Origin of the sequence: Mycobacterium sp., assembly GCF_019243155.1 — a bacterium.
Classification (GTDB): domain Bacteria; phylum Actinomycetota; class Actinomycetes; order Mycobacteriales; family Mycobacteriaceae; genus Mycobacterium.
This window is the reverse complement of the sequence record NZ_JAFAUS010000217.1, coordinates 1-26,503: the sequence shown is the minus strand read 5'-3', so window position 1 is coordinate 26,503 and position 26,503 is coordinate 1. Positions and strand designations below refer to the sequence as shown.

19 protein-coding genes are annotated in these 26,503 nt (G+C 62.9%); 10 read left to right on the top strand and 9 right to left on the bottom strand.

The window, feature by feature from the left end; all coding sequences use genetic code 11:
* Positions 1-482: 482 nt before the first annotated feature.
* Positions 483-2,012, bottom strand: a complete 1,530-nt coding sequence (locus JOZ00_RS10835; protein WP_293343568.1) for a SpoIIE family protein phosphatase — start codon at positions 2,010-2,012, stop codon at positions 483-485.
* 778 nt (positions 2,013-2,790) lie between these two features.
* On the opposite strand from JOZ00_RS10835, the gene JOZ00_RS10830 reads away from it, so the two are divergent.
* From JOZ00_RS10830 to JOZ00_RS10820, 3 genes are all read left to right on the top strand, one after another.
* Positions 2,791-3,477 (top strand): TetR family transcriptional regulator, encoded by a 687-nt coding sequence (locus tag JOZ00_RS10830; RefSeq protein WP_293343566.1) that lies wholly within the window; start codon positions 2,791-2,793, stop codon positions 3,475-3,477.
* Positions 3,478-3,614: 137 nt separating this feature from the next.
* Positions 3,615-4,157: an MmpS family transport accessory protein gene (locus JOZ00_RS10825; protein ID WP_293343565.1), complete on the top strand. Its 543-nt coding sequence runs from the start codon at positions 3,615-3,617 to the stop codon at positions 4,155-4,157.
* Positions 4,154-7,084, top strand: coding sequence for an MMPL family transporter (locus JOZ00_RS10820; RefSeq protein ID WP_293343564.1), 2,931 nt, complete (start codon positions 4,154-4,156; stop codon positions 7,082-7,084). Before JOZ00_RS10825 ends, JOZ00_RS10820 begins: the two co-directional genes overlap by 4 nt.
* A 372-nt stretch (positions 7,085-7,456) precedes the next feature.
* Here the strand turns inward: JOZ00_RS10820 and JOZ00_RS10815 are convergent, their stop codons facing one another.
* Together JOZ00_RS10815 and JOZ00_RS10810 are read right to left on the bottom strand one after the other, a co-directional pair.
* A complete protein-coding gene (locus JOZ00_RS10815) occupies positions 7,457-10,390 on the bottom strand; it encodes an RND family transporter (RefSeq protein ID WP_293343562.1) in 2,934 nt (977 codons plus the stop codon).
* Positions 10,387-10,812, bottom strand: coding sequence for an MmpS family transport accessory protein (locus JOZ00_RS10810; protein ID WP_293343561.1), 426 nt, complete (start codon positions 10,810-10,812; stop codon positions 10,387-10,389). The genes JOZ00_RS10815 and JOZ00_RS10810 overlap by 4 nt, the downstream gene beginning before the upstream one ends.
* A gap of 1,380 nt (positions 10,813-12,192) precedes the next feature.
* Here JOZ00_RS10810 and JOZ00_RS10805 point away from each other — a divergent pair.
* Together JOZ00_RS10805 and JOZ00_RS10800 are read left to right on the top strand one after the other, a co-directional pair.
* Entirely contained in the window at positions 12,193-12,897 is a 705-nt protein-coding gene (locus JOZ00_RS10805) for a DUF2510 domain-containing protein (protein ID WP_293343559.1), read from the top strand.
* A 101-nt stretch (positions 12,898-12,998) separates the two neighbouring features.
* Positions 12,999-13,298, top strand: a complete 300-nt coding sequence (locus tag JOZ00_RS10800; RefSeq protein WP_293343557.1) for a hypothetical protein — start codon at positions 12,999-13,001, stop codon at positions 13,296-13,298.
* Positions 13,299-13,326: 28 nt separating this feature from the next.
* Here JOZ00_RS10800 and JOZ00_RS10795 read toward each other — a convergent pair whose 3' ends face one another.
* Together JOZ00_RS10795 and JOZ00_RS10790 are read right to left on the bottom strand one after the other, a co-directional pair.
* A complete protein-coding gene (locus JOZ00_RS10795) occupies positions 13,327-13,905 on the bottom strand; it encodes a cyclic nucleotide-binding domain-containing protein (protein WP_293343555.1) in 579 nt (192 codons plus the stop codon).
* Positions 13,906-14,013: 108 nt separating this feature from the next.
* On the bottom strand, positions 14,014-15,570 hold the full coding sequence (locus JOZ00_RS10790; RefSeq protein ID WP_293343553.1) for a succinic semialdehyde dehydrogenase: 1,557 nt from the start codon (positions 15,568-15,570) through the stop codon (positions 14,014-14,016).
* Positions 15,571-15,730: 160 nt separating this feature from the next.
* Between JOZ00_RS10790 and JOZ00_RS10785 the strand changes: the two genes are divergently transcribed.
* Complete coding sequence (locus JOZ00_RS10785; protein ID WP_293343551.1) at positions 15,731-16,609, top strand: universal stress protein; 879 nt, start codon at positions 15,731-15,733, stop codon at positions 16,607-16,609.
* A 76-nt stretch (positions 16,610-16,685) separates the two neighbouring features.
* Here JOZ00_RS10785 and JOZ00_RS10780 read toward each other — a convergent pair whose 3' ends face one another.
* Together JOZ00_RS10780 and JOZ00_RS10775 are read right to left on the bottom strand one after the other, a co-directional pair.
* Complete coding sequence (locus JOZ00_RS10780; protein ID WP_293343549.1) at positions 16,686-17,447, bottom strand: alpha/beta fold hydrolase; 762 nt, start codon at positions 17,445-17,447, stop codon at positions 16,686-16,688.
* Positions 17,448-17,496: 49 nt separating this feature from the next.
* Entirely contained in the window at positions 17,497-17,781 is a 285-nt protein-coding gene (locus tag JOZ00_RS10775) for a hypothetical protein (protein ID WP_293343547.1), read from the bottom strand.
* Between the two features lie 323 nt (positions 17,782-18,104).
* Here JOZ00_RS10775 and JOZ00_RS10770 point away from each other — a divergent pair, with 323 nt between their 5' ends.
* Entirely contained in the window at positions 18,105-18,302 is a 198-nt protein-coding gene (locus JOZ00_RS10770; protein ID WP_293343545.1) for a hypothetical protein, read from the top strand.
* Positions 18,303-18,341: 39 nt separating this feature from the next.
* Here the strand turns inward: JOZ00_RS10770 and JOZ00_RS10765 are convergent, their stop codons facing one another.
* Complete coding sequence (locus tag JOZ00_RS10765; RefSeq protein ID WP_293343544.1) at positions 18,342-19,127, bottom strand: aspartyl/asparaginyl beta-hydroxylase domain-containing protein; 786 nt, start codon at positions 19,125-19,127, stop codon at positions 18,342-18,344.
* Between the two features lie 755 nt (positions 19,128-19,882).
* Here JOZ00_RS10765 and JOZ00_RS10760 point away from each other — a divergent pair.
* The 3 genes from JOZ00_RS10760 to JOZ00_RS10750 all read left to right on the top strand — a co-directional run bounded on the left by JOZ00_RS10760 (position 19,883) and on the right by JOZ00_RS10750 (position 24,788).
* On the top strand, positions 19,883-22,441 hold the full coding sequence (locus tag JOZ00_RS10760; RefSeq protein WP_293343542.1) for a SpoIIE family protein phosphatase: 2,559 nt from the start codon (positions 19,883-19,885) through the stop codon (positions 22,439-22,441).
* The gene (locus JOZ00_RS10755) at positions 22,441-22,758 is read left to right on the top strand and encodes an STAS domain-containing protein (protein ID WP_293343540.1); all 318 of its coding nucleotides are present in this window, start codon (positions 22,441-22,443) and stop codon (positions 22,756-22,758) included. Before JOZ00_RS10760 ends, JOZ00_RS10755 begins: the two co-directional genes overlap by 1 nt.
* Before the next feature lie 251 nt (positions 22,759-23,009).
* Complete coding sequence (locus tag JOZ00_RS10750) at positions 23,010-24,788, top strand: NAD-binding protein (protein WP_293343538.1); 1,779 nt, start codon at positions 23,010-23,012, stop codon at positions 24,786-24,788.
* A gap of 129 nt (positions 24,789-24,917) precedes the next feature.
* On the opposite strand, the gene glnA is transcribed toward JOZ00_RS10750, so the two are convergent.
* Complete coding sequence (glnA, locus tag JOZ00_RS10745) at positions 24,918-26,354, bottom strand: type I glutamate--ammonia ligase (RefSeq protein WP_293343537.1); 1,437 nt, start codon at positions 26,352-26,354, stop codon at positions 24,918-24,920.
* Positions 26,355-26,503: the final 149 nt, after the last annotated feature.

The window sequence follows — 26,503 nt, the reverse complement described above, 5'->3', positions numbered from 1 at the left end:
GTCAGTCTGGCGAAAACAGCGTTGACTGTGTTGGTCAGCGAATGGTTACGCACTATCCCCGCGTTCGGGTTAGATGCTGAGTCCGTGCCGCCGGTTATCCTCGAGGAAGCGGTCCGGCTGTCGAGTTTGCCGCTGCGCTGGCGCCTTTCTGTACTTTAGTTGCTGGGTGCGGGTGCTGATGACCCAGTAGCAATTCGATTCCTACGCCCGCACGGAGGCGACCGCACCTAAAACTTTCAGCTCATTACGCGCGTTCATCGCATTGCCCAGTGCTGCGTTGCAAACGCGAGAGCTGTGAGGGCTGCCGCGCAGCATTGCCCATACGGGCGTCTCAAAACTAACGTTCTTAGATTCTCTAATATCGCGTCGAACGTGCGTCCCTGCTAGGCCGATAAACGAGGTCGCGGCAATGAGGCGGATGGGAAGATGCGTGGAAACTCCACTGTGAGTGGAGCTTTCGTCGCATCGCCGTCCAGTGGGCTCTAGGTGCTTATGTCTTCCATTGCCAGCACAGCGATATCGTCGCGCGGGTCCAGCTTGGGAACCAAAGTGGCGATGTCATCGATGAGGCCCTGTGCGCCACCGGCGGCATGCTCGACGGCGAAGGCGCTCAGACTGTCCTGGTCGAACGGGGTCGCACCACGACGTGCCTCGACGAGTCCGTCGGTGTAACACAGAAGTGTTTGGCCACTGCGCAGGTGCACATCGCAGGCAGCAAAGGTCGCGCTTGGCAACGCGCCCACGAGCATCCCGCCGCTAGGGCGGACCTCTTCGAACGTTCTGCGGACGGGGTCTAGAAGTAAGGCTGGCTGATGGCCTCCGGAAGCGATGGTGACGTGGAATCCCTCGCCGCTGGCGTGGGGCTCTAGGGTGCCGAACAAAACAGTGCAGAAACGTCTTGGTTCGGCTTCGCGCAGGAGGACCGAGTTGAGTTCGGCAAGCCCTCGGGTCAGATCGCGGTAATGCAGCGCGGCTGACCGCAAGGTGTAGCGAATCAGCGACGTCACGGCGGCGGCCTCGGGGCCGTGACCAACAACATCACCGAGAAAAAATGCCCACCTACTGCCACCGAGTGTGAACACGTCGTAGAAATCCCCGCCGACCTGACGCGGGGATGCCGGCCGGTGGTAGGAGGCTAAGGCGATGCTGTCGATATCGGGTAGCGAGGGCGGCAGCAAGGTGCGCTGTAGCACCGTCGCATACTCCTGGATCAGATCCCGGTCTCGCTCGGCGATACCGCGATCGCGCACCGCATCGTCGCGATCCAGTCGGGCCTGGTCACGGTCCCGCCGCGCCTCATCACGGTTGAGCTCAGCGGTGTCGCGGTCCCGTTGCGCCTCGTCGCGGTTGAGCTCAGCGGTGTCGCGGTCCCGCTGCGCCTCGTCACGGTTGAGCTCAGCGGTGTCGAGGCCCCGCCGCGCCTCATCACGGTCGTGTTCGGCGGCTTCACGCAACCTTTGTTCTATGCGGAGAGCGTCCAGGGATGACAGTCGCAGCTCAAGCTGCTGCATGATGATTGCAGCAAGATTCTCTAGGACGGCTAGTTCTTTCGTTGACGCGGTGCGCGCCTTGTGGTGCATGACAGCGACCGCACCTAGCCGATGGCCGTCGAAGGTGACTATCGGTGCGCCGGCATAAAAGCGAATTTGATGCTCCTGAACAAACCGATTGTCGACAGTTCGGGAGTCGGTCAGCGCGTCGCTCACCACGTAAGGGGCATCCGACAGGATGACCGAAGCGCATAAGCCATCGTCGCGCGGTACTTGGCGCACTCCTTGGCCCAATCCGTACGCTGCAGCCAGCCAGATCAGATCGCGGTCAACGATGGACAGCACAGCCATCGGCGCGTCGAAAATCTGCGCAGCCAGGGCCGCAATCCGCTCGAACCCGGCATCGGGTGAAACGTCGACTATCCGGTATCGCTGGACAGCACGCAAACGCGCCGCCTCGGCATCGCCTCCCTCTTGGGCATTCCCAACCAATGTCGTGTATTCCTTCGTCAGCAGAGCCAAACCCGCAACCACATTGAGGCAAGGCATTGACCACCAGCCCTAAAAGTATTCCTCCCGCGCGGCGTTCTTGGCCCTGAAAGGCATCAACGTTGCTGACGCAGACGACCCGCTACTGGAATCGGTCAGTTCTCCCGTGACGATCGAGAATCCGATATCTGTTGTGGGACAAGCATTATCGCGAATGAATCGGTGCTTGGACGCATGGGAGTCCGGTAATTCGTTGGTCGCGGGTTCGAGCCCCGCCCGCCCGACACGCAAATAAATTTGTATGACGTCGGGAACAGCCCCACTCATCGACCTGTGAACCGCCCCGGCATGTCGGGAGATTCTGATGTGCCAGGGTCCCGGAGTCGCGCTGCCGAGTTTCAGCCCACGGGTTGGGTGTTGGTGAAGCAGTTCGAACTCCATCAGAGCGCGCATGCCCAGGGCAGAATGGCGGCGCTGGCGGTTGTGGTTCACTCTGCCCAATTCCTGACATTTCGCGCCCTGCACGACGAGTGAGGTCGTAACTCTTCTGTCGAACATGCGCTGTTACCGCCGGGCATCACCGTGCCCGGGATTGTGGCCGACCCTGCAAGCACTTCGTATGGCTTCGGCGACGGATGCAGTCACCTGGACTTCGAGCCGCCGAGAGCCACGGCATCCCGGCGCTTGATCTCGTCAAAGCCGTGTGATGTGTTCAACGGCCCAAGGCCTGACGTCCACCGATAACGGGAGATAGCGCGACCTTCTGTGCCGCACTCAAACCACGCGATGTGCGTTATACAAATCACATAACGTGCGTTATGCTCGGCCGGTGGCGCAACTAACATTCCAGCGCGCTCGTACCGAGGAAGAGAAGCGCCAACGTGCGGAGGCACTGGTGGAAGCCGCACGCTCGCTGGCAATGGAAACGGGCGTCGCGTCGGTCACCCTGACCGCGGTCGCCAACCGCGCCGGAATTCACTATTCGGCGGTACGCCGCTACTTCACCTCGTACAAGGAAGTCCTGCTGCATCTATCCGCCGAGGGCTGGGTGCGGTGGTCCAATACCGTGTCGGAGAAGCTGGCCGAGCCCGGCGCGAAGTCGCCCTCGCGCATCGCTGAGACATTGGCCGAAGCCCTGGCCGAGGACCCGTTGTTCTGCGACCTGCTTGCCAACCTGCACCTGCACCTGGAACACGAGGTGAACGCTGAGCGGGTCATCGAAGTCAGGCGGATCAGTACCGCGGCCACACTCTCACTGGCCGATTCGATCGGGAGCGCGCTGCCCGACCTCGGGCGATCGGGCTCACTCGACATCCTGTTGGCGGCGTACTCGCTGGCGGCCACGCTGTGGCAAGTCGCGAACCCACCGGAGCACCTGACCAACGTCTACGCCGAAGAGCCGGAAGTGGTTCCGCCCGAATGGAATCTGGACTTCCCATCCGCGCTTACCCGCCTGCTGACGGCCACCTGCACCGGCCTCATCGCGGAATCCTCATGAACTCAGAAGGGAGGCCGGAGCGCTTGGCTTGGCGAACTGCATCCGGTGAAGACAGTCCCGAGCTCTCCGAGCGTCCAGGTCCGGAACCGACCGCGCACCCCACCGCCGCGACCAGCGTGCCGCCCAGGGGGACTGGGGTGACTGAGCCAAGGACCGAACCGCTAAAAACGCAGGGCTCCGCCGGCAGCGAAGGCAATAAAAACACCCCACAGCGCGCCAAGAAGAGGGGGCTGCTGGGCCGTTTCTGGCTGGTGCTCACGATCGTGGCCGTGATCGCGCTGTCCGGATTCGTGGTCCACCGACTGCACGGAGTCTTCGGCGTTCACAAAGGTTCGTTCGGTGGCGGCTCATCCGGTGACGTCATCGACGAGTTCAACGCCAAGACCATCACGCTCGAGGTCTGGGGCTCACCGGGCAGCACGGCAACCATCAACTACCTCGACGAGAACTCCCATCCGCAGCAGGCCCTCAATGTCCCTTTGCCCTGGAGCACAGTATTGAAGTCGACGAAGCCCGGCATCCCGGCAAACCTGGTAGCGCAAGGAGACGGGAGTTGGATCGCCTGCCAATTCGTGGTGGACAACCACGACGGGCGCGGTGCAGTGATCAAGGGTGCTAATCAGTCACCCGCCAAGGAAAACGTCAATGCCTTCGTCTACTGCCTGGACAAGTCCGCGTGAGTGAGGCAAGCGAGGCTCCGCCGCGCGTCGACCAGCCGCTGATCCCGCCTTTCCTGCCACGGATGATCCACCGGATGGCGCTGCCGATCGTCCTGGTGTGGTTGGGCATCGTCTTCGTCACCAACACCATTTCCCCGCAGCTCGAGGTCGTCTCCAAGAGCCAATCGGTGTCGCAAAGTCCTAGGGACGCGGTGTCGTTCCAATCGATGATGCGCGTCGGAAAGACGTTCAAGGAGTTCGATTCCGACAGCTCGGCGATGATCCTCCTGGAGGGCGACAAGCCGCTGGGGGCGGAGGCACACCGCTACTACGACGAGATCGTCAAGCGACTCGAGCAGGACAAGAAACACGTCCAGCACATCCAGGATTTCTGGAGTGATCCGCTGACCGCTGCGGGCTCCCAGAGCCACGATCAAAAGGCCGCGTACGTCCAGGTCTACCTCGACGGCAACATGGGTAGCGCCAAGTCCGGCGAATCCACGGATGCCGTCCGCAAGATCGTCAACTCGGTGCCCGCGCCACCGGGAATCAAGGCCTATGTCACCGGGGCGGGTCCGCTGTTTGCCGATCAGTCTCACGCGGGTGAGAAGGGCGTCGCGAAGGTCACTCTCGTCACGTTCGCAGTGATCATCATAATGCTGCTGTTCGTCTACCGGTCGGTGGTCACCATGCTGATCATGCTGGTCATGGTGTTCATCGAATTGGCCGCTGCCCGCGGTGTCGTCGCGACGCTCGGAAACTACGGCATCATGGGGCTTTCGACGTTCGCCAACAACATGCTCGTCCTGATGGCGATCGCCGCCGGCACGGATTACGCGATCTTTGTGGTCGGCCGATACCACGAGGCCCGCGGTCTGGGCGAGACGCGTGAACAAGCGTTTTACACGATGTTCCACAGCACGGCCCACGTCGTGCTGGGGTCGGGGCTGACCATCGCCGGTGCGATGTACTGCCTGAGCTTCTGCCGGTTGCCCTATTTCGAGACACTCGGCATACCCTGCGCCGTCGGCATGCTGGTCGCGGTCCTCGCAGCCTTGACTCTGGCACCGGCGGTCCTAACCGTGGCATCGTTCTTCAAGTTGCTGGACCCGAAGCGAACGTTGCAAACGCGGGGCTGGCGTCGCATCGGCACCGCCATCGTCCGCTGGCCTTTGCCGGTTCTCGCGGTGACCATCGCGGCCGCATTAGTCGGCCTGCTCGCGCTGCCCGGCTATAAGACGGACTACGACACCCGCCACTTCCTGCCGGCGGACACCCCGGCCAACGTCGGTTATGCGGCTGCCGACCGACACTTCAATCAGGCTCGGCTCAATCCTGAGTTGTTGATGATCGAGACGGATCACGACCTGCGCAACCCGGCCGACTTCATCGTCCTGGACAAGGTCGCCAAGGCGGTCTTCCGCATCCCCGGTATCGGCCGAGTCCAGACCATCACCCGGCCGTTGGGCACGCCGCTCGACCACAGCACCCTCGGTTTTCAGATGGGCGCACAAGCCGCCGGTCGGATCCAGACCGAGCACTACCAAGAAGAGCAGGCGAACAACCTGCTGAACCAGGCGGCCGAGCTGCGCAAGACGATGGCAACGCTGCATGAGCAGATGCAGGTCACCCAGGATCTGAGCAACACCACACACGAAACCACCAAGCTCACCAAGGAAACCGTGAAGATCACGGAGTCGTTGCGCGACCAAATCGCCAACTTCGACGACTTCCTGCGGCCGATCCGAAGCTACTTCTATTGGGAGAAGCACTGTTACGACATTCCAGCCTGCTGGGCACTCCGGTCTATCTTCAATGCGCTCGACGGCATCGACCAGATCGCTGAGAACATCGTGAACCTCAGCGCGAATCTCGACAAGCTGGATCGGATCCAGCCGAAGCTGGTGGCACTGATACCGCCGCAGATCGAGAGCCAGCAGCACAACCTCGACACGATCATGTCGAACTATGCGACCACAAGGGGTCTCAACGACCAGGCGAAAGCGCAGGCCGACAACGCCACCGCGCAAGGCGATGCCTTCGATAAATCGAAGAACGACGACACGTTCTACCTGCCGCCGGAGGCGTTCAAGAGCCCGGATTTCGCGCGTGGTCTCAAACAGTTCATATCGCCGGACGGGCACGCTGTCCGGTTGATCATCTCCCATGAGGGCGACCCGGCGACTCCTGAAGGCATCAGCCACATCGAGCCGATCAAGCAGGCCGTGCACGAGGCGATCAAGGGCACGCCCTGGGAGGGCGCCAACGTCTACCTCGGCGGCACCGCCGCGACATACAAGGACATGCACGACGGCTCCAACATCGACCTGCTGATCGCCGGAATTGCCGCGGCCACACTGATTTTCGTCATCATGTTGGTGATCACCCGAAGCGTCGTTGCGGCCTTCGTGATCGTCGGTACGGTGTTGCTGTCGCTGGGCGCCTCGTTCGGGCTGTCCGTGCTCCTATGGCAGTACATCCTGGGGATCAAGTTGCACTGGATGGTGCTGGCGATGGCGATCATCCTGCTGCTGGCGGTGGGCTCGGACTACAACCTGTTGCTGATATCGCGGTTCAAGGAGGAGATCCACGCCGGGCTCAAGACGGGGACGATCCGCGCGATGGCCGGTTCGGGCTCGGTGGTGACCGCCGCCGGTCTGGTGTTCGCCGCCACCATGGCCACATTCATGTTCAGCCCACTGCGGGTGATGGCCCAGGTGGGTACGACGATCGCGCTGGGTCTGCTGTTCGACACCTTGATCGTGCGGTCGTTCATGACGCCGTCGCTGGCCACCCTGCTCGGGCGCTGGTTCTGGTGGCCGCAGCACGTGCGTCCACGGCCGGCCAGCACCATGCTGCGACCGTACGGACCGCGTCGCGCCGTGCGCGAGCTGATCCTCAACGACGTTGACGAGCACCCACCCGGCGGACTAGTCACAAAGCGCTAACAGCAAGCGTTGCTAGAGACGCCAAGGTTGTAGGCACCGCAAACTTCACGCGTGGTGTCGGCGGCGCGAGCGCTCGCCAGCAGCGCCGCCAGCAAGACGGCGGCGATTCTGTTGGTGCGCAGGGTGATTAACTTCAGGCTAATTATGACGTCTGCGAAAACGTCGCGATAGATCCCGGCCGGGCGTATCGTCTCGAGTTCATGAGCAAGGGAAAGAAGATCTTGTTTGCGCTGCTGCTCGCGTTCGCCGTCTCCACGACGTCGGTAAGCTGCATCAATCTACCCACCTGCCCCGCAGGCGGCAGTTTCGTCGGCTGCTGATCTCCAGCACGTAAACGACGCGCTAGGACCAGCGGGCGCGTGTTCTATGGTGCTACGCCCGCGTATCCGACGGGCCCCCGTGCCGCGGGTGGTACAACAGTGCACGCACCAGCGGGCGCGGCCCGACGGACCGAAGCATCAGGCTGGCCGGGCGTACCCGCACCCGCTTCGGCCACCAGAACCAGCGTCCCATCACCGTCATGATCGACGGCGTGATGAGCGATCGAACGACGAAGGTGTCGAACAACAGACCGATGCCGATCGTCGTGCCGAATTGGCCGATCGCCCGGAGATCGCTGGTGATCATCGTGGCCATCGTGACGGCGAAAACGACACCGGCCGCGGTCACCACCGGGCCGGTCACACCCATGCCACGGATGAGCCCCGTTTTCAGGCCGGCTCCGATCTCCTCCTCGATCCGAGACACCAGCATCAAGTTGTAGTCAGATCCCACCGCCAAGAGCACGATCAACGCGAATTCGGTTGCCACCCAGTGTAACTGGAAGTTACCGAGGTGCTGCCAGATCAGTGTCGAGAAGCCGAAGGCGGCCCCTAGCGACATCACGATGGTGCCGACAATGACGCCCGCAGCAACCAAAGCGCGCGTGACGACCACCATGATGATGAAGATGAGCACGATCGAGGCCACGCCGGCGATCATCAGGTCGTACTTGGCGCCGTTGGCGATGTCATAGAACGTCGCCGCCGTACCGCCGAGGTAGATGTCGGCGTTCTCCAGCGAGGTGAGTTTCAGCGCCTCCTTGGCCGCTTGGCGCTCCTGATCGACGGACGCGATTCCCTTCGTCGTCGCCGGATCGACAGCGTGGGTGATGATGAAGCGAGCGGCTTTGCCGTCCGGCGACACCATCAGGCGCAATCCCAACTGGAAGTCCGGGTTCTGGAAGATCTCAGGTGGCAGGTAGAACAGGCTCTCCACCTGAGAGTCGTTGAACGACTTGCCCATCACGGCGTTCGTATCGGTCAGCCGGTCGAACTGATCGATCAGACTGTCGAACGAGCTGTAGATCGTCAGCGTCGTATCCCGGATGGACTTCGAGACAGCGATATTCTCGGGAATGATCGCCAGCAATTCGCGGGTGGCCTTGGCCGTGTTGTTGAGGTCGCTGGTGAGGGAGTGGAACTTTTCGGCGAGCTTGTCGAACCCGTCCAGCGCGTCGAAGAGCGATCGTAGCGACCAGCAGATCGGGATGTCGTAGCAGTGCTTCTCCCAGTAGAAGTAACTGCGAATCGGTCTCCAGAAGTCGTCGAAATCGGCAATGTGGTCCCGGATCTCGTCCGTGATAGCCGCCGTCTCCGCCGTGGTTTTCGAGCTGTCGTCCGCGGCGTTTGCGAGCTTCTGGGTCACGGCGTACTGGCGCTCCAACAGGGCAATCTGAGTGTCGAGGAAACCGGTGATCTTCTTGATGTCCCCGACGCGGGCCTTCAGGTAATTGAGGTTGCTCCGGATCGGTGCGGTTTGCACGCTGAGCTGGAACGGAATGGATCCGTCCTGAATTGGCGGGCCGAGAGGTCTGGTGATGCTCTGCACTCGTTCAATGCCGGGCACCCGGAAGATGGCGCTGGCAATCTTGTCCAGGACCAGCATGTCTGTGGGATTACGCAGATCGTGGTCCGACTCGATCATCAGGAGATCCGGGTTCAAACGGGCCTGGGTGAAGTGTTGATCGGCCGCGTTGTACGCCTTCACTGACGAAGCGCTCTGCGGCAGGTAGTACAGGTCGTTGTAGCGCGGGGTGAAGCCCATCAAGCCCAGGGCGCCGACGATCGCCAGGATGACCGAGATGGCGAGGATGGGGGCCGGCCACCGCACGATGGCCGTCGCCAAACGACGCCACCGGGTGTAGTTGAACTCGCGCTTCGGGTCGAAAAGGCCGAAGCCGCTTGCGAAAGCGATCAGCGCCGGCGTCAGGGTCACCCCGGCGGCCACCACCACCAGCAGACCCACTGCGCACGGAAACGCCAGCGAACTGAAGTAGGGCAGCCGGGTGAAATGCAGACAGGCCAGCGCCCCGACGATCGTCAAACCGGAGCCCAGCACCACCTTGGTGACCCCGGCGAAGGTGTCGTAGTAGGCGGCTTCGCGGTCCAGCTGCCGTTCGCGGCCCTCCTGGTAGCGGCCGACCATGAAAATCGCATAGTCGGTACCCGCCGCGATGGCCAGCGCCGTCAGCAAGTTGACGGCGAAGGTCGACAGCCCCATGATTCCGGTTTCGCCCAGCAGCGCTACCACGCCTCGGCCGGTGGCCAGTCCGACGAACAGGATGACCATCGTCAGCAGCACGGTGCCGATGGATCGATAGACGAACATCAGCATGATCGCGATGATGATGATGGTGATGATCGTCATCTTGGCCAGGCTCGCGTCGCCGACGACGATCGTGTCGGCGGTCAGGGCTCCCTGCCCCGCGACGTAGGCCTTCACCCCGGGCGGCGGTTTCGAATCCGCGACGATTTTGCGAACTGCGGCAACCGATTTGTCGCCAACGGCTCCGCCCTGGTCACCCTTCAGGTTGACCTGGACATAGGCGGCCTTGTGGTCGTAGCTCTCGACCCCCGAGGAGGTGAATCGCTGCCCCCAGAAATTCAACGCATGCTCGACGTGCGGGTCCTGCTGGATCTTTTTGACGAGATCGTCGTAATACCGGTGAGCGTCGTCGCCGAGAGGTTTGTCACCGACCAGGGTCACCAGGACGAGATTGTCGGAGTCGTACTCCTTGAATTTCTCCCCGATGTGCTTCATCCCGGTCACCGAAGGCGCGTCGGACGGCGACAGCGGCACCGAGACTTCCTCGGCAACCTTCTCCAACTGTGGGACGAAGACGTTGACGCCGACCGCGATCAGCAGCCAGACAATGATGATCGGCAACGCCAGAACGCGAATGGCGCGGGCCAGACGTGGTTTGCGCTCAACCGAAGTGCGTTGGGCGACGGGAATTCTGTCCGTGTCGCTCGTATCGTCGGTCACGCGGACTTGTCCAAGCAGGAAACCTGCGCGTCGCGGGTGTTGGCCTGTTGTTGATCGACCAATTTGCCGTCGACCGTGATTCGGCAGCCGATGGAGGGGCTGTCACCTTGGGCCACGACGTAGGCGAAGATGCCGGGCATCTCGGCGACGATCGTCTTCGACCACGGCAGGGTGGTGAAGTTGGCCTTCTGCGGTATTGACTCCGCATCCATCCAGTTGACGACGCCGGTAGTTCCTGGCGGTCCAAGGATTTCGTACATGGCGGTCTTGGCCGCATACGGGGGCGTCGCATCCCGGGGATCAGGCTTGGGCAGGCCAGGCCCGGGGAAGACGGCGTTGAGTTTTTGCACTGCGACCCCGCCGACGATCAGTGCCACGACCACGATCAGCGGAACCCATGCCCGCTTGAGAAGTCTTAACACCGTTCCTCCCGATCAGGAATGCCGGACGGGCTGATATTAAGGCATCTCGTCGTTTGTGCCACCGCAAGCCGAACGCCGTAGCTGCCGAGTTAATTCCTGCAGTGCGCCGCGGCTTCGGAGTCGCGCCGCCCGGCCGGGCCGAGAGCGCTTCGTTGGCGTGCGGTCCACGTGGTCAATTTGCTAGGCGACGCCGTGACGCCAGGGTGGGCTGCTCGCGTGCGGACAGCACAAAGCGAAGCTCGATAGGGGGTGTACGCGACCGTGCCTTATTGCGAAAAAGCCCTTGGAGACGGTTGTTTGAATTGGAACATGGAACATTATGTGTTACAGCCGATTTCGCTATGAAGCACCGATTTTCTGACCGCCGACCTGTTGCTCGTGGATCTCATTGACGCGACCCCGGAATCGCGTCGAAACGGCGACGATAGTGAGACTCGACGATGCCGGAATTAGTTTTAAAAAGTAAGTAATTCGCTCGTGCAAACGTTGTTAATTGGAAATGCGTGCGATGTGTTTTGCGAGACGTCGATTGTCCAGCGTTTTAGGGCCGAGGCGCGTACCCTGACCAGCATGGCTACCAAGACCAAGGTCAGGATCTGCGTCCATTGCGGCCATACGTTCGATCCGAACGACCGATGGCGTGACCTGTCCGATCCAGAATGGCAGCCAGCCGCATCAGTTTATTGTTCGCATGAATGCTGCGATCGCTACCACCTCGAAATGGTGCATTGCTGCTCGACTCACGTCAAAGAGAAGGCACGGCGCGAAGCCGCTAAGGCGCCGCGATAATTCGCGCTTCCGCGAAACCAATGAATCCGAGTCTTTGTGCGACGAATTGGCTATTTTGTTGAATAGCTGCATGCTCTCATGGCTTGGTCCTGTGACACAGAAGGTTCTTGCTGTCGTCGGCCCTTGAGAGTTGTTGCACTACAGGGCAACTCCTGTCGGTCCTATACAGTCCGCGCAGCTCACCGGCCGTCTCTGGCCGATCAGGGAAAGAGAAAAATCGCTACGGCTGGCGGGTGCGTAGCAACTACTGCTAAAAATGCTGTCACCGCACTAACCAGCTGCGGACGAGCGTTGCCGTCTGCCAGAGAAAAGGATTCAACATGAAGGCGAGAGTCTTTACGGCCACCACAGTTCTGGCCGCGGCTTTGATGTGGACCGCACCCTCGGCCTCGGCTACCACTGCCTATTGCGATTCGCTCGCACCCAAGGACGCGCGCGAGTGCAACTGCGGCTTCGACTTCGCCCCGGGTAGCCCGGAGCTTCATGACTGCCTGTATGGAAATGCGGTGGCGCCCAGCCCTAAGCCATAGAGTTTTGAGCGACCATCGCGGCGGGTAGCCGGAAGGACATCCACACGACGAGAATGCAAGGATGCCGCCTGAACATCCGTCACCCCCGCCGAGATCGGCGCCGGGGTGGTACCCGGATCCCGCGGGGGTAGGCCACGGGCTGCAGCGGTACTTCGACGGCAGCAACTGGACCAGCGACTGGGCTTTCTCCACGGATTCGCAGGCCTCATCCACAAAGCCGCCGAAGAAGGGCGTTCAGGGGAAGGCAGCTCTGGCCCTGGCGGCGATCTGTGCGCTCGTTCTCCTCATCATCATCGGCAAAAGCTGGACTTTCGATGAAAAGCAAGACGGCCGATCGACTTCACCGAGCAGTCCGACCGCGACGGGACCGTCCACACCGGCCGAGGCGGCGCCATCAACACCTGCCGGCCCCAAAAAGCCGGACGGCGTAACGTTCGCCACCGCGCCAGGCCAGAACGGCGACGTCGTCGACGCCCGATTCGCCATTCGCGACAACTACACCGAGCAGATGATCAAAGACGGTGCGCGGACGGACACCATCGAGATCCTGCGGTACGCGACGGCGACCTATCCCGACGCTTCCGCGGTGAACGTTCAGGGCACCTTCCCGATGACCGACCCGTACGGCAACACCGCGACTCACGTCGCCATCGACCTCACGTATTCGCGAGCGACGTTGAACAAGATCAACTTTGACGGCATAACCAAAACCAGCATTTGGGAGATCCGCGATTCCGGTTCCATCCTTCCTGCCTTCCAGCCTTAGCGGACGATCCCGGAACCAGGTTCATGAACGTAAGATGGCCTCGGCGTGACGTTTCCGCGTGGTGGCGCGTCAGGGCGCCCAGCGCAGGCTATGAATCTACGGTGAGCAACCACCATGTGAACCTGACCCAGCAGGAAAATTCGTTGATCGGGATGAGTCATCCCGCCGCATTGGAGCGCATGGATACCGAGCAGCTGAAGGATCTGCAGGGCCGACTCCGGACCGCGCGCGAGAAGAACTTCAACCTGCTGCGGCGGCAGGGCGCGGCACGTGTGGAGGCCGAAGGTGCCCGAGGCGCCGCCCAGCCGGCCAATGAGCGACGCGGCGAAAAGGTGGAGGTTTTCGACGAGGCGCTGGCTCGCGTGAATGAGCGCCTCGACTCGGTCCGCGACACCCAGTAGCGACTATCGTGCCTCTGGGCCTCGACGGCTACGCCGTGCCGTTCCGTTCTATCCATTGAGTCAGCGCATCTTCGAGCGCGGTCGCGACGTCCACACCCGCGGTGTCGGCGATCTGCTCAAACCGCTCGACCAGTTCGGTGTGGACGGAGACACTCAACCTGGTTCGCGGTGGCTTCGGCTTCGGGGGCAGGTCGACAGGCACGTGGCGCGCGACGGACGCGTCAATGATTTCGCGCAACGCCGGCATCTCGTTCAGCAATGTGGCCAGATCGTCGCGTTCGATTCGCAATACCTCGGCCGGCCCGATCGTCGTCACGGTCGCAGAGCGCAGTTTCCCACGGTCAAGCGCCGATTCACCGATGACCTCGCCCGGCCCCAGCATGGCTATGCGGTCTTGGCCGACGTACACGCCGACCTCACCGCTGAGGAGGATGAAGCAAGCGTCCGACGGAGTTTGCTCACGAATCAGCGGCAACGGCGCCGATGTCGAGGTGCGATGCGCTGTCCGGGCGAGACGTTGCAGTTCGGCATCCGAGAAGTTCTCAAATGTGGCGTACTTGCGTAGCCGACGAGCATCTTCCTCGTATTGCTTCGCATCGGCCTTCATAGCGGACTCCTGACGTGCGATGTGCCGCTGGCGTCGACGAGCGTAACGCGAATCCACAGTACGAATGGCACAAAGCCGCGAAGTACCTCTTAGCCGCGGGTGCTTGCGTCACTTCCGGCCGGGAAGCTTCATCACCGTCCGCACGATAGGCAATAGCGACTTCTGCCAGAGTGTCCCCGGAATGCCAAGAGGCGGATCGAGATTGAATACGCGGGCAGTCGCGATCGTCTGCGACTCCGTGTACTTCAGCAGACCCTCGGGACCGTGTCGGCGGCCCACGCCGGACTGGCCCATGCCGCCCATCGGCGCGCTGAGGCTGCCCCACGCGAACGCGTAGCCTTCGTTCACGTTCACGGTTCCCGACCGCAACCGTGCGGCGATTTCCTCGCCCTGCGCGGCGGAGCCGGCCCACACGCTGGCGTTGAGCCCGTACTCGGTGTCGTTGGCCTTCTCTACGGCCTCATCGACGTCGGCGACGGGGTAGATCGAGACGAGCGGGCCGAAGGTCTCGTTGGCCGCGCATTCCATCCCCGGTGTCACATCGGTCAGGACGGTCGGCTCATAGAACAGCGGTCCGATGTCCGGGCGCGCCTTACCGCCCGCAATGACCTTGGCGCCTTGAGCTTTCGCGTCGTCCACGTGGTCCGTCACCGTTTCCAGCTGATCTGCGGAGATCAGGCTCCCCATGTCGACCGAAAAGTCATAAGCCTTGCCCAGCTTCATATTCCGCACCGCAGTACCGAACTTGCCGACGAAATCGTCGGCGATGTCCTTCTCGACGTAGATCCGTTCGATGGAGATGCACAGTTGGCCCGCGTTGGAGAAGCACGCACGGGTGGCCGCCTTGGCGGCCTTATCGAGGTTGGCCCCACGCGCGACGATCATCGCGTTCTTTCCGCCGAGCTCGGCCGAGAAGCCGATCAACCGTCGACCCGCGTGTTCCGCGAGCCGTCTGCCGGTGGCAGTCGATCCGGTGAACATCAGATAGTCGCAGTTATCGATGATCGCGGTGCCGACCACCGAGCCCGGCCCCGGCACAATCGCGTAGAGCGGTCGCGGGAGGCCGGCTTCATACAAAAGCTCGGCACAGGCGAGGGCGCAATACGGGGTCTGGCTGTCCGGCTTGAGCACCACGGCGTTGCCCGCCAGCAGTGCCGGCACCGAGTCGGACGCGGTCAGCGTCATGGGGTAGTTCCACGGCGAGATAACCCCGACCACGCCCTTGGGCTGGTAACCGACGGTGGTCTTGCCGATCCCGGGAAGCAGCGCGGGTACCGTGCGAGGCTTCAGCAGGTCAGCGGCAACGCTTGCGTAGTAGTTCGCGTTCGCTATCAGATCGATGATTTCCTCCTGCGCTGCCCATCGGGCCTTACCGGCCTCGGCTTGCAGGAGATCCATCAGGAACTCGCGGTTCTCGACGACCAGGTCGCGATAGCGGCTGATGACATCGACGCGCTCGGCGACTGGGCGGTTGGCCCAGTCGACCTGGGCCGCGCGTGCTTCGGCGAATGCAGCTTCGACGTCTTCGGCGGTGCCGATGGGGATCGTGGTCAGTGGCTTGCCGGTGAAGACCTCATCGATCGTCTTGCTCTGGCGTGTGGCGACGTCCTTGATCGCGGCGAGCCCGCGCAAGCGGTTGAAGATCTCGGCTGACGGTGCGGGCATATCGTGACCTCTCGAAGAAACGCAAAGTGTCCAAAGAGCCAGCCTATAGCCGAGCCTTGAGGTCCCACGTCCACACGCTTAGGGACTAACGCCTCACGACCGAAACCCCGGCCTTAACTAGCGTTTCCTGTGACTGGCTGACCTAGCGCAGGAGAACGAAATGTCCACAACTCACAAGAGCCACGGAATCCTCGTCGGAGTCGATGGGTCGGCCGCATCGCATTGCGCGGTCCGCTTTGCCGCTCACGAGGCGGCGATGCGAGGTGTCAGGCTCACTTTGGTCCACATGCTGAACACCTACGTGCCGACATACCCGCAAATCCCGATGCCGTCCGGGGTGGCACTCTGGCAAAAAGATGATCGCCGGCAGATCCTCGACGCGGCGGTCACAATCGCCGACGTTAGCGCGAAAACCGTTGGCGGAATTGATATCTCGAACGAGCTGAGAAGCTCGCCGCCAGTGCCGACGCTGATCGAGATGTCCGACGAGGCAGAGATGATCGTGGTTGGCAGTAACGGTCGCGGAGCGTTGAGTCGGGTAGTGCTGGGTTCGGTCAGTTCTGGGGTGGTGCGCGGCGCGAGGTGTCCCGTGGCGGTCATCCGGGTTGAAGATTCGCAGACGCCCCCAGCACCGCAAGCTCCCGTGCTGGTGGGAATCGATTGCTCGCCGGCCTCCGAGCTGGCGACGGCCGTCGCCTTCGATGAAGCGTCCCGCCGCGGTGTCGATCTGACCGCGCTGCACGCCTGGAGTGACATTGCGATATATGAAGGGCCATGGCCGGATTGGAAATCGGAGGCGGACCGCAACCTGGCCGAATACCTTGCGGGCTGGAAAGAGCGCTATCCCGATGTCACCGTGCACCGGGTGGTGGCCATCGATCATCCCGCTCGACAGCTCGTTGAAGAGTCGGAGTCCGCACAGCTTGTCGTCGTGGGCAGCCATGGTCGCGGCGGCCTGTCCGGCGTGCTGCTGGGTTCGGTCAGCAATGCCGTGGTTCACGCCGCTCGCGTCCCCGTGATCGTCGCGCGTCCGTCCTGAGGATGAGCTCGACGGCCGGTGGGGTCGATAGTCTTCGTCGACTCTGGTCGAACCTGCTGAGCCGGCCAAGGCGGCTCTAGGAGTTATCGAGGTATGCATCGGCCCAGGCGCCAATGATTCGGCCTGCGCGGTGAGCCTGGCCGCGAGCGGTCAGCAGGTGGTTGGAGCCCTCGAGCGAGACGAAGCTGCGTGGGTGGCGGGCCAATCGGAATATCTCGCTTGCGTTCTCGATGCCGACGGTGTTGTCGGTGGGCGAGTGCAGGATGAGCAGTGGCAGGCGCAAGCCTTTGATTTGGTCGTGCAGGTGCGCCTTTCGGACATCCTCGACGAACGCCCGCTTCAGGGTCAGCGTGCGCCCACCGACCATCCATTCAGCCGTTCCCTCGGATAGACACCGATCCACCACTGCGTCGTAGTGCCTTTCGACATGGCGAGGGTCAACCGGCGCCGCCACGGTGACGACGGATCGCACGCCTGGCGACTGCCGCGCCGCGGCGAGCACGGCCGCGCCGCCCCACGAGTGCCCGATCAGAATGTCGGCCGGGGTTGCGCGCTCGGCCATGAACTCGCATGCCCTGACGATGTCGTCGACCTTCACGGTGAACGACCCATCACCCCAGTCGCCATCCGATCCGCCGAGACCCAGCGCGTCGAAGCGCAGCATGCCGATGCCGTCAGCGGCCAGCTGCTTGCAGATGCGCGCCGTGGCCGGGGAATCCTTACCGAGCGTGAAGCCGTGCGAGAACACGCCCCAGCCGCGCACGACCCCGTCCGGGACCTCGATGACGCCCACCAGGTCCGGCCCGGTGGAACTTGGGAACGTGACGCGTTCGGCCATGGTCGAGACTTACCACGCCCGGATGCCAACCCAGTGAACTGGGAACCGTCTACGGCTGCGGTGGTGGTGGCGGCGCCGGCGGGTTGTCCCAGCTTCCCGGCGTGCCCGCGGGCACCTGCATTCCGAGCCAGTTGCACGGCATCATCGACCTCCACGCGATGAACGCGCACTGCTGTTCGGGCGTCAGCGGGCTAGGGCCCGCGCATGGTGGTGTTCCCGGCGTACCGCAGATCGGATCAGCGGACGCAGTCGGAAGGCCGGCGAGGGTGCCGGCGTCGATCAGCAGGGCGACGGCCGCGACGACACCGATGATGAAACGCTGCAGACGGCTCATAGCTACCTCCAAACGCGTCGATGCGCAGATAGTAACCCCGGGCCATGACGCTGAATGGCGGTTTGAGGTCGCCGTCGACAGAGGGCCTTCCAGCAGTTTGTAAGCAGTACGCATTGCTGGACCCGTTGACGAGCGTCGACGGTCGGCCTGGCGTGTAGGTGCATGGGTTACGTGATCAGCAAATATGCCGATGTAAACCATTGCGCTACAACATAGTTACCGCGTCCAACTTCTTAAAGTATTGAGGACCAAAGTCAATTGTACTGATGGTTTTCAGCGGCTACGGTCGCTTACCTGTCGGTATTCAAGGGGAGGCCTTTGCTATGAACATCAAGTTCGCCGAGGACTACTGCCGGCTGTGGGACATGTGGGAGAGCGGGCGCTCTGAGGGCTTCGCGACCGCCATCATGATGGTGGAGAAGCAGATGCGTCACCGGGGGACCAGCGCGGATCAGCGTGAAGCCCTCCAGAGCCTGTGCGCTTCCCTCCTGGACGCGAAGCTTCGTCGCACCACTCAGTAAGGAAACCGTGGCGCACCCGGTAGGCGACCAGGTTTGCCTTCAGTCCTGCGGCGAATTTTCGACCTTACGGTCGAATGCGGCTTGATTCTTACGCATTTTCCGAACTGTCGGTGACCAACCCATAAGTGCGATGACTACCGCATTCACGATGTTAAACGGAAACGTCATCGGTCTCGTGATGTCCAAGAACAGGACCACGCGGGTTCCGCTGGTGTCATTCCATACCTCGTGCTCGTACGTGTCATCGAACATCAGCACGACTCCCTCTTCAAAAGTGGCAGTCTGATCGTCGACGCGGATTCCGCAGTGGCCGTCTTCTGGTACCAGGAGGGGTAGGTGGTAGCGCATCACGCCGCGGTACGGCCCGCGGTGCGGCGGGATCCGCTTTCCCGCGGACAAGATGGAAAAGAATGCGGTCTTCATGCCCGGTATTTCCTGCAAGAGGCGGGCGGTGTTGGGGCATTCGTCGCATTGTTTGGCGAAACGCTGACCGTAGATATAGAAGAAGTGGCTAAGCCAGTTGCTGCCGGTCGTAATCGGTCGCGCCGTCTCGATGATGTCCTGGTGGTTCGGAATCGTGTCGGTGTCCAGCAGCGCCTTCAGCTCTGCCTGGACCATCGGCCATTCCGCCATGACGTGCTCGTGCCAGGGAAATTGGCTGGGATCGATGAACGGAGTTGTCTCGACTCGGGAAAACCGCCGTGGGACCAGCAAGTCGGTCGTTTTCAAAATCAGCGGCAGGATGTGAAGCCAAACGAGCGCAAGGCGCTGAAATGCTCTGGTGGTACGTCCTGGGGTCAGTGCGACTGCGTCGGTCACAGCCATGGTTTCTCCTTCATGGTTGTTTAAGTCAGATGAGTGTGCAGGGGAATGGCGGTTGGACGCGCACGCAGAGCCTCAACACGATTACGGACGGCTTACGGCGAATTCGTCGTAGTTTGCGACGTTCAGTGCCTCCGGACTGGTGCTGGGTTGCCCGGAAAGCAGCAGCCGCAGGCGCTTTGGGAGGCGGTTCAAGGGTGGCGCGACGGATGCCTATTGCGTTCGTCGCCGACTTGCACGCGACAAGATCCCCCCGTTTCGTGATGCTGTGGTTGGTTATTAGCGCGCTTAATCGATGGAGCGTATGCGTCAGACACGGCGTCCACACGCAAATTGTGAAAAATGACTCGCGCGAAATTTCCTGTCGGTTGGCAATTCAAATCCACGTCAGGCCAACGGCTTAACGCCGGCCTCGGGTGCCGAGCGGCCGCGGCCGGGTGAGGAGATCGCGACCAATCAGAAAGAGCTTGCGAGACTGGCGGATTCGGCAAATTTCTATCCAGTGCGCGAGGTGAAGCGTTCTCGCCGTTGGGTGCCCGAAATGGATTCATTGTTGGCTGCGGCCGGCTGCCGCTGGAACCTAGTGGAGGTCTAGGCACTCCAGTCCGCAGCTACGATCGAGCGGTTGGCGCAGGCCTTCGCCCGCCGGGGCGTTGGGCAGAGTGGTTCTCAAAGGCAAGCCCCTGAGATCACTGTTTATGAATGCCGGGGCCGGCTAAACGACGTGGGGTTGAAATTCACCTACTACGGTTGGAGATATGGCCAACGAGGACGAGGAATCCGCATTCACCTGGCAGGGGCGTCGGGAACTCGTCGGCCGAGTGCACGACCAGCTCGACGAGCTGGTGTCAGCGCGCGACCAGATGGAACAGCTTGTGCAGGTCATCGTCGAGATCGGTTCCGATCTGGACCTGGAGGTGACCTTGCACCGAATCGTCAATGGCGCGCTGGAGTTGACCGGTGCTCGGTATGGCGCGCTGGGCATTCGGGCGGCCGACGGCGCCCTCGTCTCCTTCGTCCAAGCGGGGATTGATGGGGACGTGGCGCGACGGCTCGGCGATCTGCCGGTAGATGGGGGACTGCGGGTCGACGATCTCAGCGTTCATCCGCATGCCGCCGCGCTGCACGCGCACGACCCGCCGTTACGAGCGCTGCTCGGAATACCGATCACGGTGCGGGCTGCCGACTTCGGCACCCTGTACCTAGCCGACGACCGGCCCGGCTGGGTCTTCACCGACTCTCAGGATAGCGGGGTGCGAGCACTGGCCACCGCGGCTGCAGCTGCCATCGATAATGCGCGGCTCTTCGAGCGAGAACGCGAATCGGCGAAGTGGACGAAGGCCAGTCGCGAGATCACCACCGCGCTGCTGTCCGGCGATCCGCAAACGGGGCCGCTGCAGCTCATCGTGAACCTTGCGCTAGAGCTGGCCGATGCCGAGCAGGCGATTTTGCTGGTTCCCAGAGACTCCGATTCGGCTGCCGACGATGACGAAACCCTTGTCGTGGCCGCCACGGCGGGCCGGTACGCCTCCGAGGTGATCGGTCGGCAGGTCCCGATGGCCGGATCCACGACGGGTGGTGTTGCACGTCGCGGTCTGCCGCTGATCACCGATTCCTTCCAGTATCCGATCGAGGGATTCACGGATGTCGGTGAGCGCTCGGCGATCGTGATGCCGCTGATCGCGGACGAAAGGGTGCTGGGCGTGATCGCCGTCGCCCGCCGGCCGCACCAGCCGCCGTTCGACAGCGATTACCTGGAGCTGGTGAGCGACTTCGCCGGACACGCCGCCATCGCACTCGCGCTGGCCGCAGGCCGCGAGCACGCGCTCAACCAGGAACTCGCGCAAGCCGACACCGTGGATGACGCGGTGCACGCCGCCGCCGAGCAATTGCGCCGGCTATGGCGGGCACGTCGCGTGCTGGCCGCCACCTTTGCTGCCGGTTCCGCCTTCAGCGCACCGCGGCTGGTCTCGGTCGGGGAGCCGGCGCAGTGGGCCGACCTGCCGGTCCAGACCCGGCGGCTGCTCAGCTCGTTACGCGACGGCGACCTGCTCACCCCCAGCGCCACCGAGCCCGGGACCGCGGGCATCGCGCTGCAGCATCCCGAGGGCGTGCTCGTCGTCTGGCTCGACCTCGTCGAGCGGCGGGCGTTCACCCTCGAGGACCAGACCCTGCTCACCGTGCTGGCGGGCCGGCTCGGTCAGGGCCTGCAGCGCGTGCATCAGGTCGATCAGCAGCGGGAGACGGCCCTGGCGCTGCAGCACGCGATCCTCGGTCCTGCGGAGCTCCCGCACGGCTTCGCGGTGCGTTATCAGGCTGCCAGCCGGCCCCTGCAGGTCGGCGGTGACTGGTACGACATCGCGGACTTGGACGACGGACGCATCGCGCTGGTCGTCGGCGACTGCGTCGGCCACGGCCTCGCCGCCGCCACCGTGATGGGGCAGGTGCGCAGCGCCTGTCGTGCGCTGCTGTTCGACAACCCCAGCCCCGGTGCCGCTCTCGCGGGAATGGATCGCTTTGCGGCGCGGCTGCCCGGCGCCCAGTGCACCACCGCCATCTGCGCCGTGCTCGATCCGAAAACCGGAGAGCTGGTGTATTCCAGTGCCGGACACCCGCCGCCCCTCGTGGTCGAGGCCGACGGCACCACCCGCAAGCTCGACGATGGTCACACCATCGCCTTGGGGGTGCGTCCCGACTGGCCGCGCCCCGAAGCCCGCATGACCATCCCGGCGCGCGCGACCCTACTGCTCTACACCGACGGCTTGGTGGAACGTCGCCGCATCGCTTTGGAGCACGGCATCTCCCGGGCTGCCGACCTCGTCAAGGAGGGGCGCGACTCCACGCTGGACGAGTTGGCGGACCAGATCATGTCGGGACTCGCGCCCGACGGTGGCTATCAGGACGACGTCGTGCTTCTGCTCTACCGCCATCCCGCACCGTTGGAACTGCAGTTTCATGCCGATGTGGGCCAACTCGCGCCGGCTCGCGACGCCCTACGCAGCTGGCTGGCCCAGGTCCAGGTGGGTGCGGACCAGACGATGGACGTCCTCGTCGCCGCCGGCGAAGCCGTCGCCAACGCCATCGAGCACGGCCACCGCCACAGTCCGGGGGGCATGATCAGCCTGGACGCGACGGCGCTGGTCGACCGGCTGCAGTTGAGGATCACCGACTCCGGCACGTGGAAGTCTCCGCGACCGCCAAGTGAGCAATCCCGGCGGGGCCGGGGCATTGCCCTCATGCGAGGGCTCATGCAGGACGTCACCATCACTCCTGGCAGTACCGGAACCACAGTTCACCTATCCGCGAGGATCGCCTGATGCCCACGTCGCTCACCCTCGACACCACACGCCGCACCGACGGGAAGCTCGTTCTGACCGCAGCGGGGGAAATCGATCTGAGCAACGTCGACGCGTTCAACAACGCCCTCACCACAGCCGCCACCGAACTCGGCAGCGGCGGCGAAACACTCACCGTCGACCTCAGCGGGGTGGATTACCTGGACAGCGCCGCCGTCAACGTCCTGTTCGCCCGCGCCGACCACATCGATCTCATCGCCCACCCTCTCCTGATGTCGATCTTCACCATCAGCGGGCTGGCCGAGCTGGTCACCATCGAACCCGCGCAACCACGGTGAGAAAGCCGGGGCGGCACAGCCGAACCGTCATCGGGTAGAGGTCGCTTACGCCTCAACTATTTCCTCCGTGTGAAGAGCTCGAGTCGAATCTGTTGCGCCCCAAGGGACGAGGCTTTTCCGCTCCGGTGGCACTTTCCTGCTTTGTGGCCGATAGTCATAGCAACCAATGCCAGCAGAGGTCGGAGTATTCATGCCGCACAACACAAAGCCACGGCCGTAGCGGGCCAACGAAACAACTCGGTCGGCGTGAAATGGGCGGGCTCCTTCAATTTCATCGCGAAATCATCGTCGCCGGTGACGACCCTTTATCGAAGACGATCGCCGAAGAGCTGAGGGGCGCGGGCGCACGGATCGTCAAGATCAGCACCGCCGCCGATCTCCTCGGTGCCGGCGTGCATCGTGCGCGCGCCGTCGTCTGCGCCGGACCCAATGACGCGGTTAACCTCGAAATCGCATTGCTGGCAAGGCAATACAGCCCTGATGTCCGGGTGGTGGCACGTCTGGCGAACGACGTGCTGCGCGGCGCGGTCGCCGACGTCAACGGGCCCGGCGCGATCTTGGATGTCGCCGACCTCGCGACGCCGTCCCTTGTCGAGGCGGTACTGTCGCGCAACGCGCACCACTTCGCCACGGCCGGTACCGAATTCGTTGTCTGGGGAGCTGAAGCTCCGTACAACGCGACCCTGCGCGAGATCTACGCCGACCTGGCGCCGGTGGCGGTGGTCCACGGCAAGCACTCGCCCGTCCCCGGCGAGGTGGTGCCGTGTCCCGGGCGGGATCTGCAGGTATATGCCGGCGACTGGACATCGATGATCGGTGTCAAGGACGAAATGGAAGCCCGCGGAATCACCGTGCCGCCCCGGACGACGACACGCTCGCAACACTCCCGGGTGCGACGCATCATCGACGCCGCGCGCGCGATGCGCGACGACGTCAACCCGATGCTGTTTCCCTCGTTGGTCTTCCTGCTCCTCATCACGCTCGGCTCCGCGACCGTGGTGCGCCTCACCTACCAGAACCCGCGGATGTCGTGGCTGGACGCCTTGTACTTCACCTCCGAGACGATCACGACGGTCGGCTACGGCGAATTCAGCTTCATCGGCCAGTCCGTCGCGCTGCGCCTGTTCGTCGTCGGATTGATGTTCAGTGGCGCGATCATCACCGCCGTCCTCGTCGCCTTTCTCGCGGACCTGCTGCTGTCCCGCCGCTTCGTCCAGATGGCCGGACTACGGCGGGCCCGCCAGATGCGCGGCCACGTCGTCGTCATCGGGCTGGGATCAATCGGCGTCCGCGTCGTCCGGGACCTGGCAGCCGCCGGATACGACGTCGTCGTCATCGAGCCGGACGAGAACAACCGCTACCTGCCGACGGTGGCCGCACTCGACGTGCCGGTGATTTTCGGCGATGCGACGATGCGCCAGACGCTCGAGTCGGCGCGCGTCGATCGTGCCCGTGGAATCGCAGTGGTGAACCAGGACGACATGGCGAACATCGAGACCGGCATCGTGCTGCTGGAAATTCTGGGAGCCGACACCAAGGTGCCGATCGTCATGCGCGTCCAAGGCCGCGCGCTGGGCGCCGCGGTCAATCAGAGGTTCGGTTTCGAAAACGTGCGTTCGATCGTCGACCTGGCAGCACCGTGGTTCATCGGCGCGGCGATGGGCCTGCAGGTGCTGGGAACCTTCTGGGTCGGGCAGCGCTCGTTCATGGTCGGCGCGATGCTGGTGGCCGAGGGCAGTGAGCTCGACGGATTGCGCATGGCGGACATGTCCACCCAGACGCGCGTCATCGCGATCACGCGACCGGACGGGCCCGTTAGCCTGCGCCCACGGCGCGATTCCCGGTTGCAGGCCGGCGACACGGCCTACCTCATCGGCCCCTACCGCGAGCTGATCGCGACGCTGCGCAAGGGACAGCCCCCTGCGTCCGCTTCGGTCAACGGTGAGCGCGCGTTGACGCTCGCGGCGGCGCGCTCGACACAGCGGGCGGATGCGCGCCCGCCGCGGTGGGCGCCTGATCCGGAGGCCTGATCGTTAAAGTGTTGTGCTGCAACTCGTCTAATGCTTGATGGACGGTTTGAAGAAGCACGCGACCGAAAAGCTCCCGGTCTGAGGCCGGCCACCAAGGCTAGGTGCCCGGGAGCGGCACGGAAGCACCGCCTACACGTCGTAATAGAGCGCGTATTCGTAAGGCGTCGGCCGCAGGTTGACGGGCGCAATCTCGTAGGTGCGCTTCAAGTTGATCCACGTTTCGATCAGGTCGGGCGTGAAAACGCCGCCCTCAGTGAGGTATTCGCTGTCTTCTTCGAGACGGTCGATCACCGCGGACAGCTGAGTCGGGGCCTGCGGGATCTCCGCGGCCTCCTCCGGCGGCAGCTCATAGAGGTCCTTATCGATCGGTGGAGGTGGCTCGATCTTGTTTTTGATGCCGTCCAGGCCGGCCATCAGCATGGCCGCGAAGGACAGGTACGGGTTGCCTGACGAGTCGGGACAACGGAATTCGAGCCGCTTGGCCTTCGGGTTGGTGCCGGTGATCGGGATGCGGACGCATGCCGAGCGGTTACGCTGGCTGTACACCAGGTTGATCGGGGCCTCATAGCCCGGGACCAGGCGCTTGTAGGAGTTGACGGTGGGGTTGGTGAAGGCCAGCAACGACGGTGCGTGGTACAGCAGCCCGCCGATGTAGTGGCGGGCGGTGTCGGACAGGCCGGCGTATCCCTCGCGGTCGTACATCAGCGGGACACCGTCCTTCCACAGCGACTGATGGCAGTGCATGCCCGAGCCGTTGTCACCGAACAGCGGCTTAGGCATGAACGTCACGGTTTTGCCGGCCTGCCAGGCGGTGTTCTTGACGATGTATTTGTACATCTGATGGTCGTCGGCCGCGTGCAGCAATGTGTTGAATTTGTAGTTGATCTCGGCCTGGCCACCGCTGCCGACTTCGTGATGCCCCTTCTCCAAAAGGAAGCCGGCGTTGGTCAGGTGGGTGAGAATCGTGTTGCGCAGGTCGACGTAATGGTCGGTGGGGGCCACCGGAAAATAGCCGCCCTTGGGACGGACCTTGTAGCCCCGGTTGGGGCTGCCGTCGGACTCCGTCTCCTCTCCGGTGTTCCACCACCCTGAGGTTGCGTCCACCTTGTAGAACGAGGTGTCGGTGCGCGAGTCGAAGCTCACCGAGTCGAAGATGTAGAACTCAGCTTCCGGGCCGAAGTAGGCGGTGTCCGCGATACCGGAGCTGACCAGGTAGTTCTCGGCCTTCCGGGCGACGTTGCGCGGGTCGCGTGAGTACAACTCGAGGGTGAAAGGATCGTGCACGAAGAAGTTCACGATCAGCGTCTTGGCTGCCGAGAACGGGTCGACGGTCGCGGTTTCGGCATCCGGGAGCAACAGCATGTCGGATTCGTGGATCGATTGAAAACCGCGAATCGATGAGCCGTCGAAAGCCAGGCCGTCTTCGAACACGTTCTCGTCGAACACGTATATCGGAATCGTGAAGTGCTGCATGGTGCCCGGTAGGTCACAGAACCGGACGTCGACGTATTCGATCTTCTCGTCCTTGGCGAGTTTGAAGATGTCGTCGGGAGTTTTGTCGGACACGGCTTGCTCCTTCGTTCTGCTGCTCGCGTCGCGCGCGGTTATCGCCAATTCATTCACACCAGGCTGATTCGGGCATCCGGTAGCGAGTTGCAGGACCGGACGCCGAGGCTTCGATCGGTATTCCTGACACGTGTTGTTCTGCGACACAA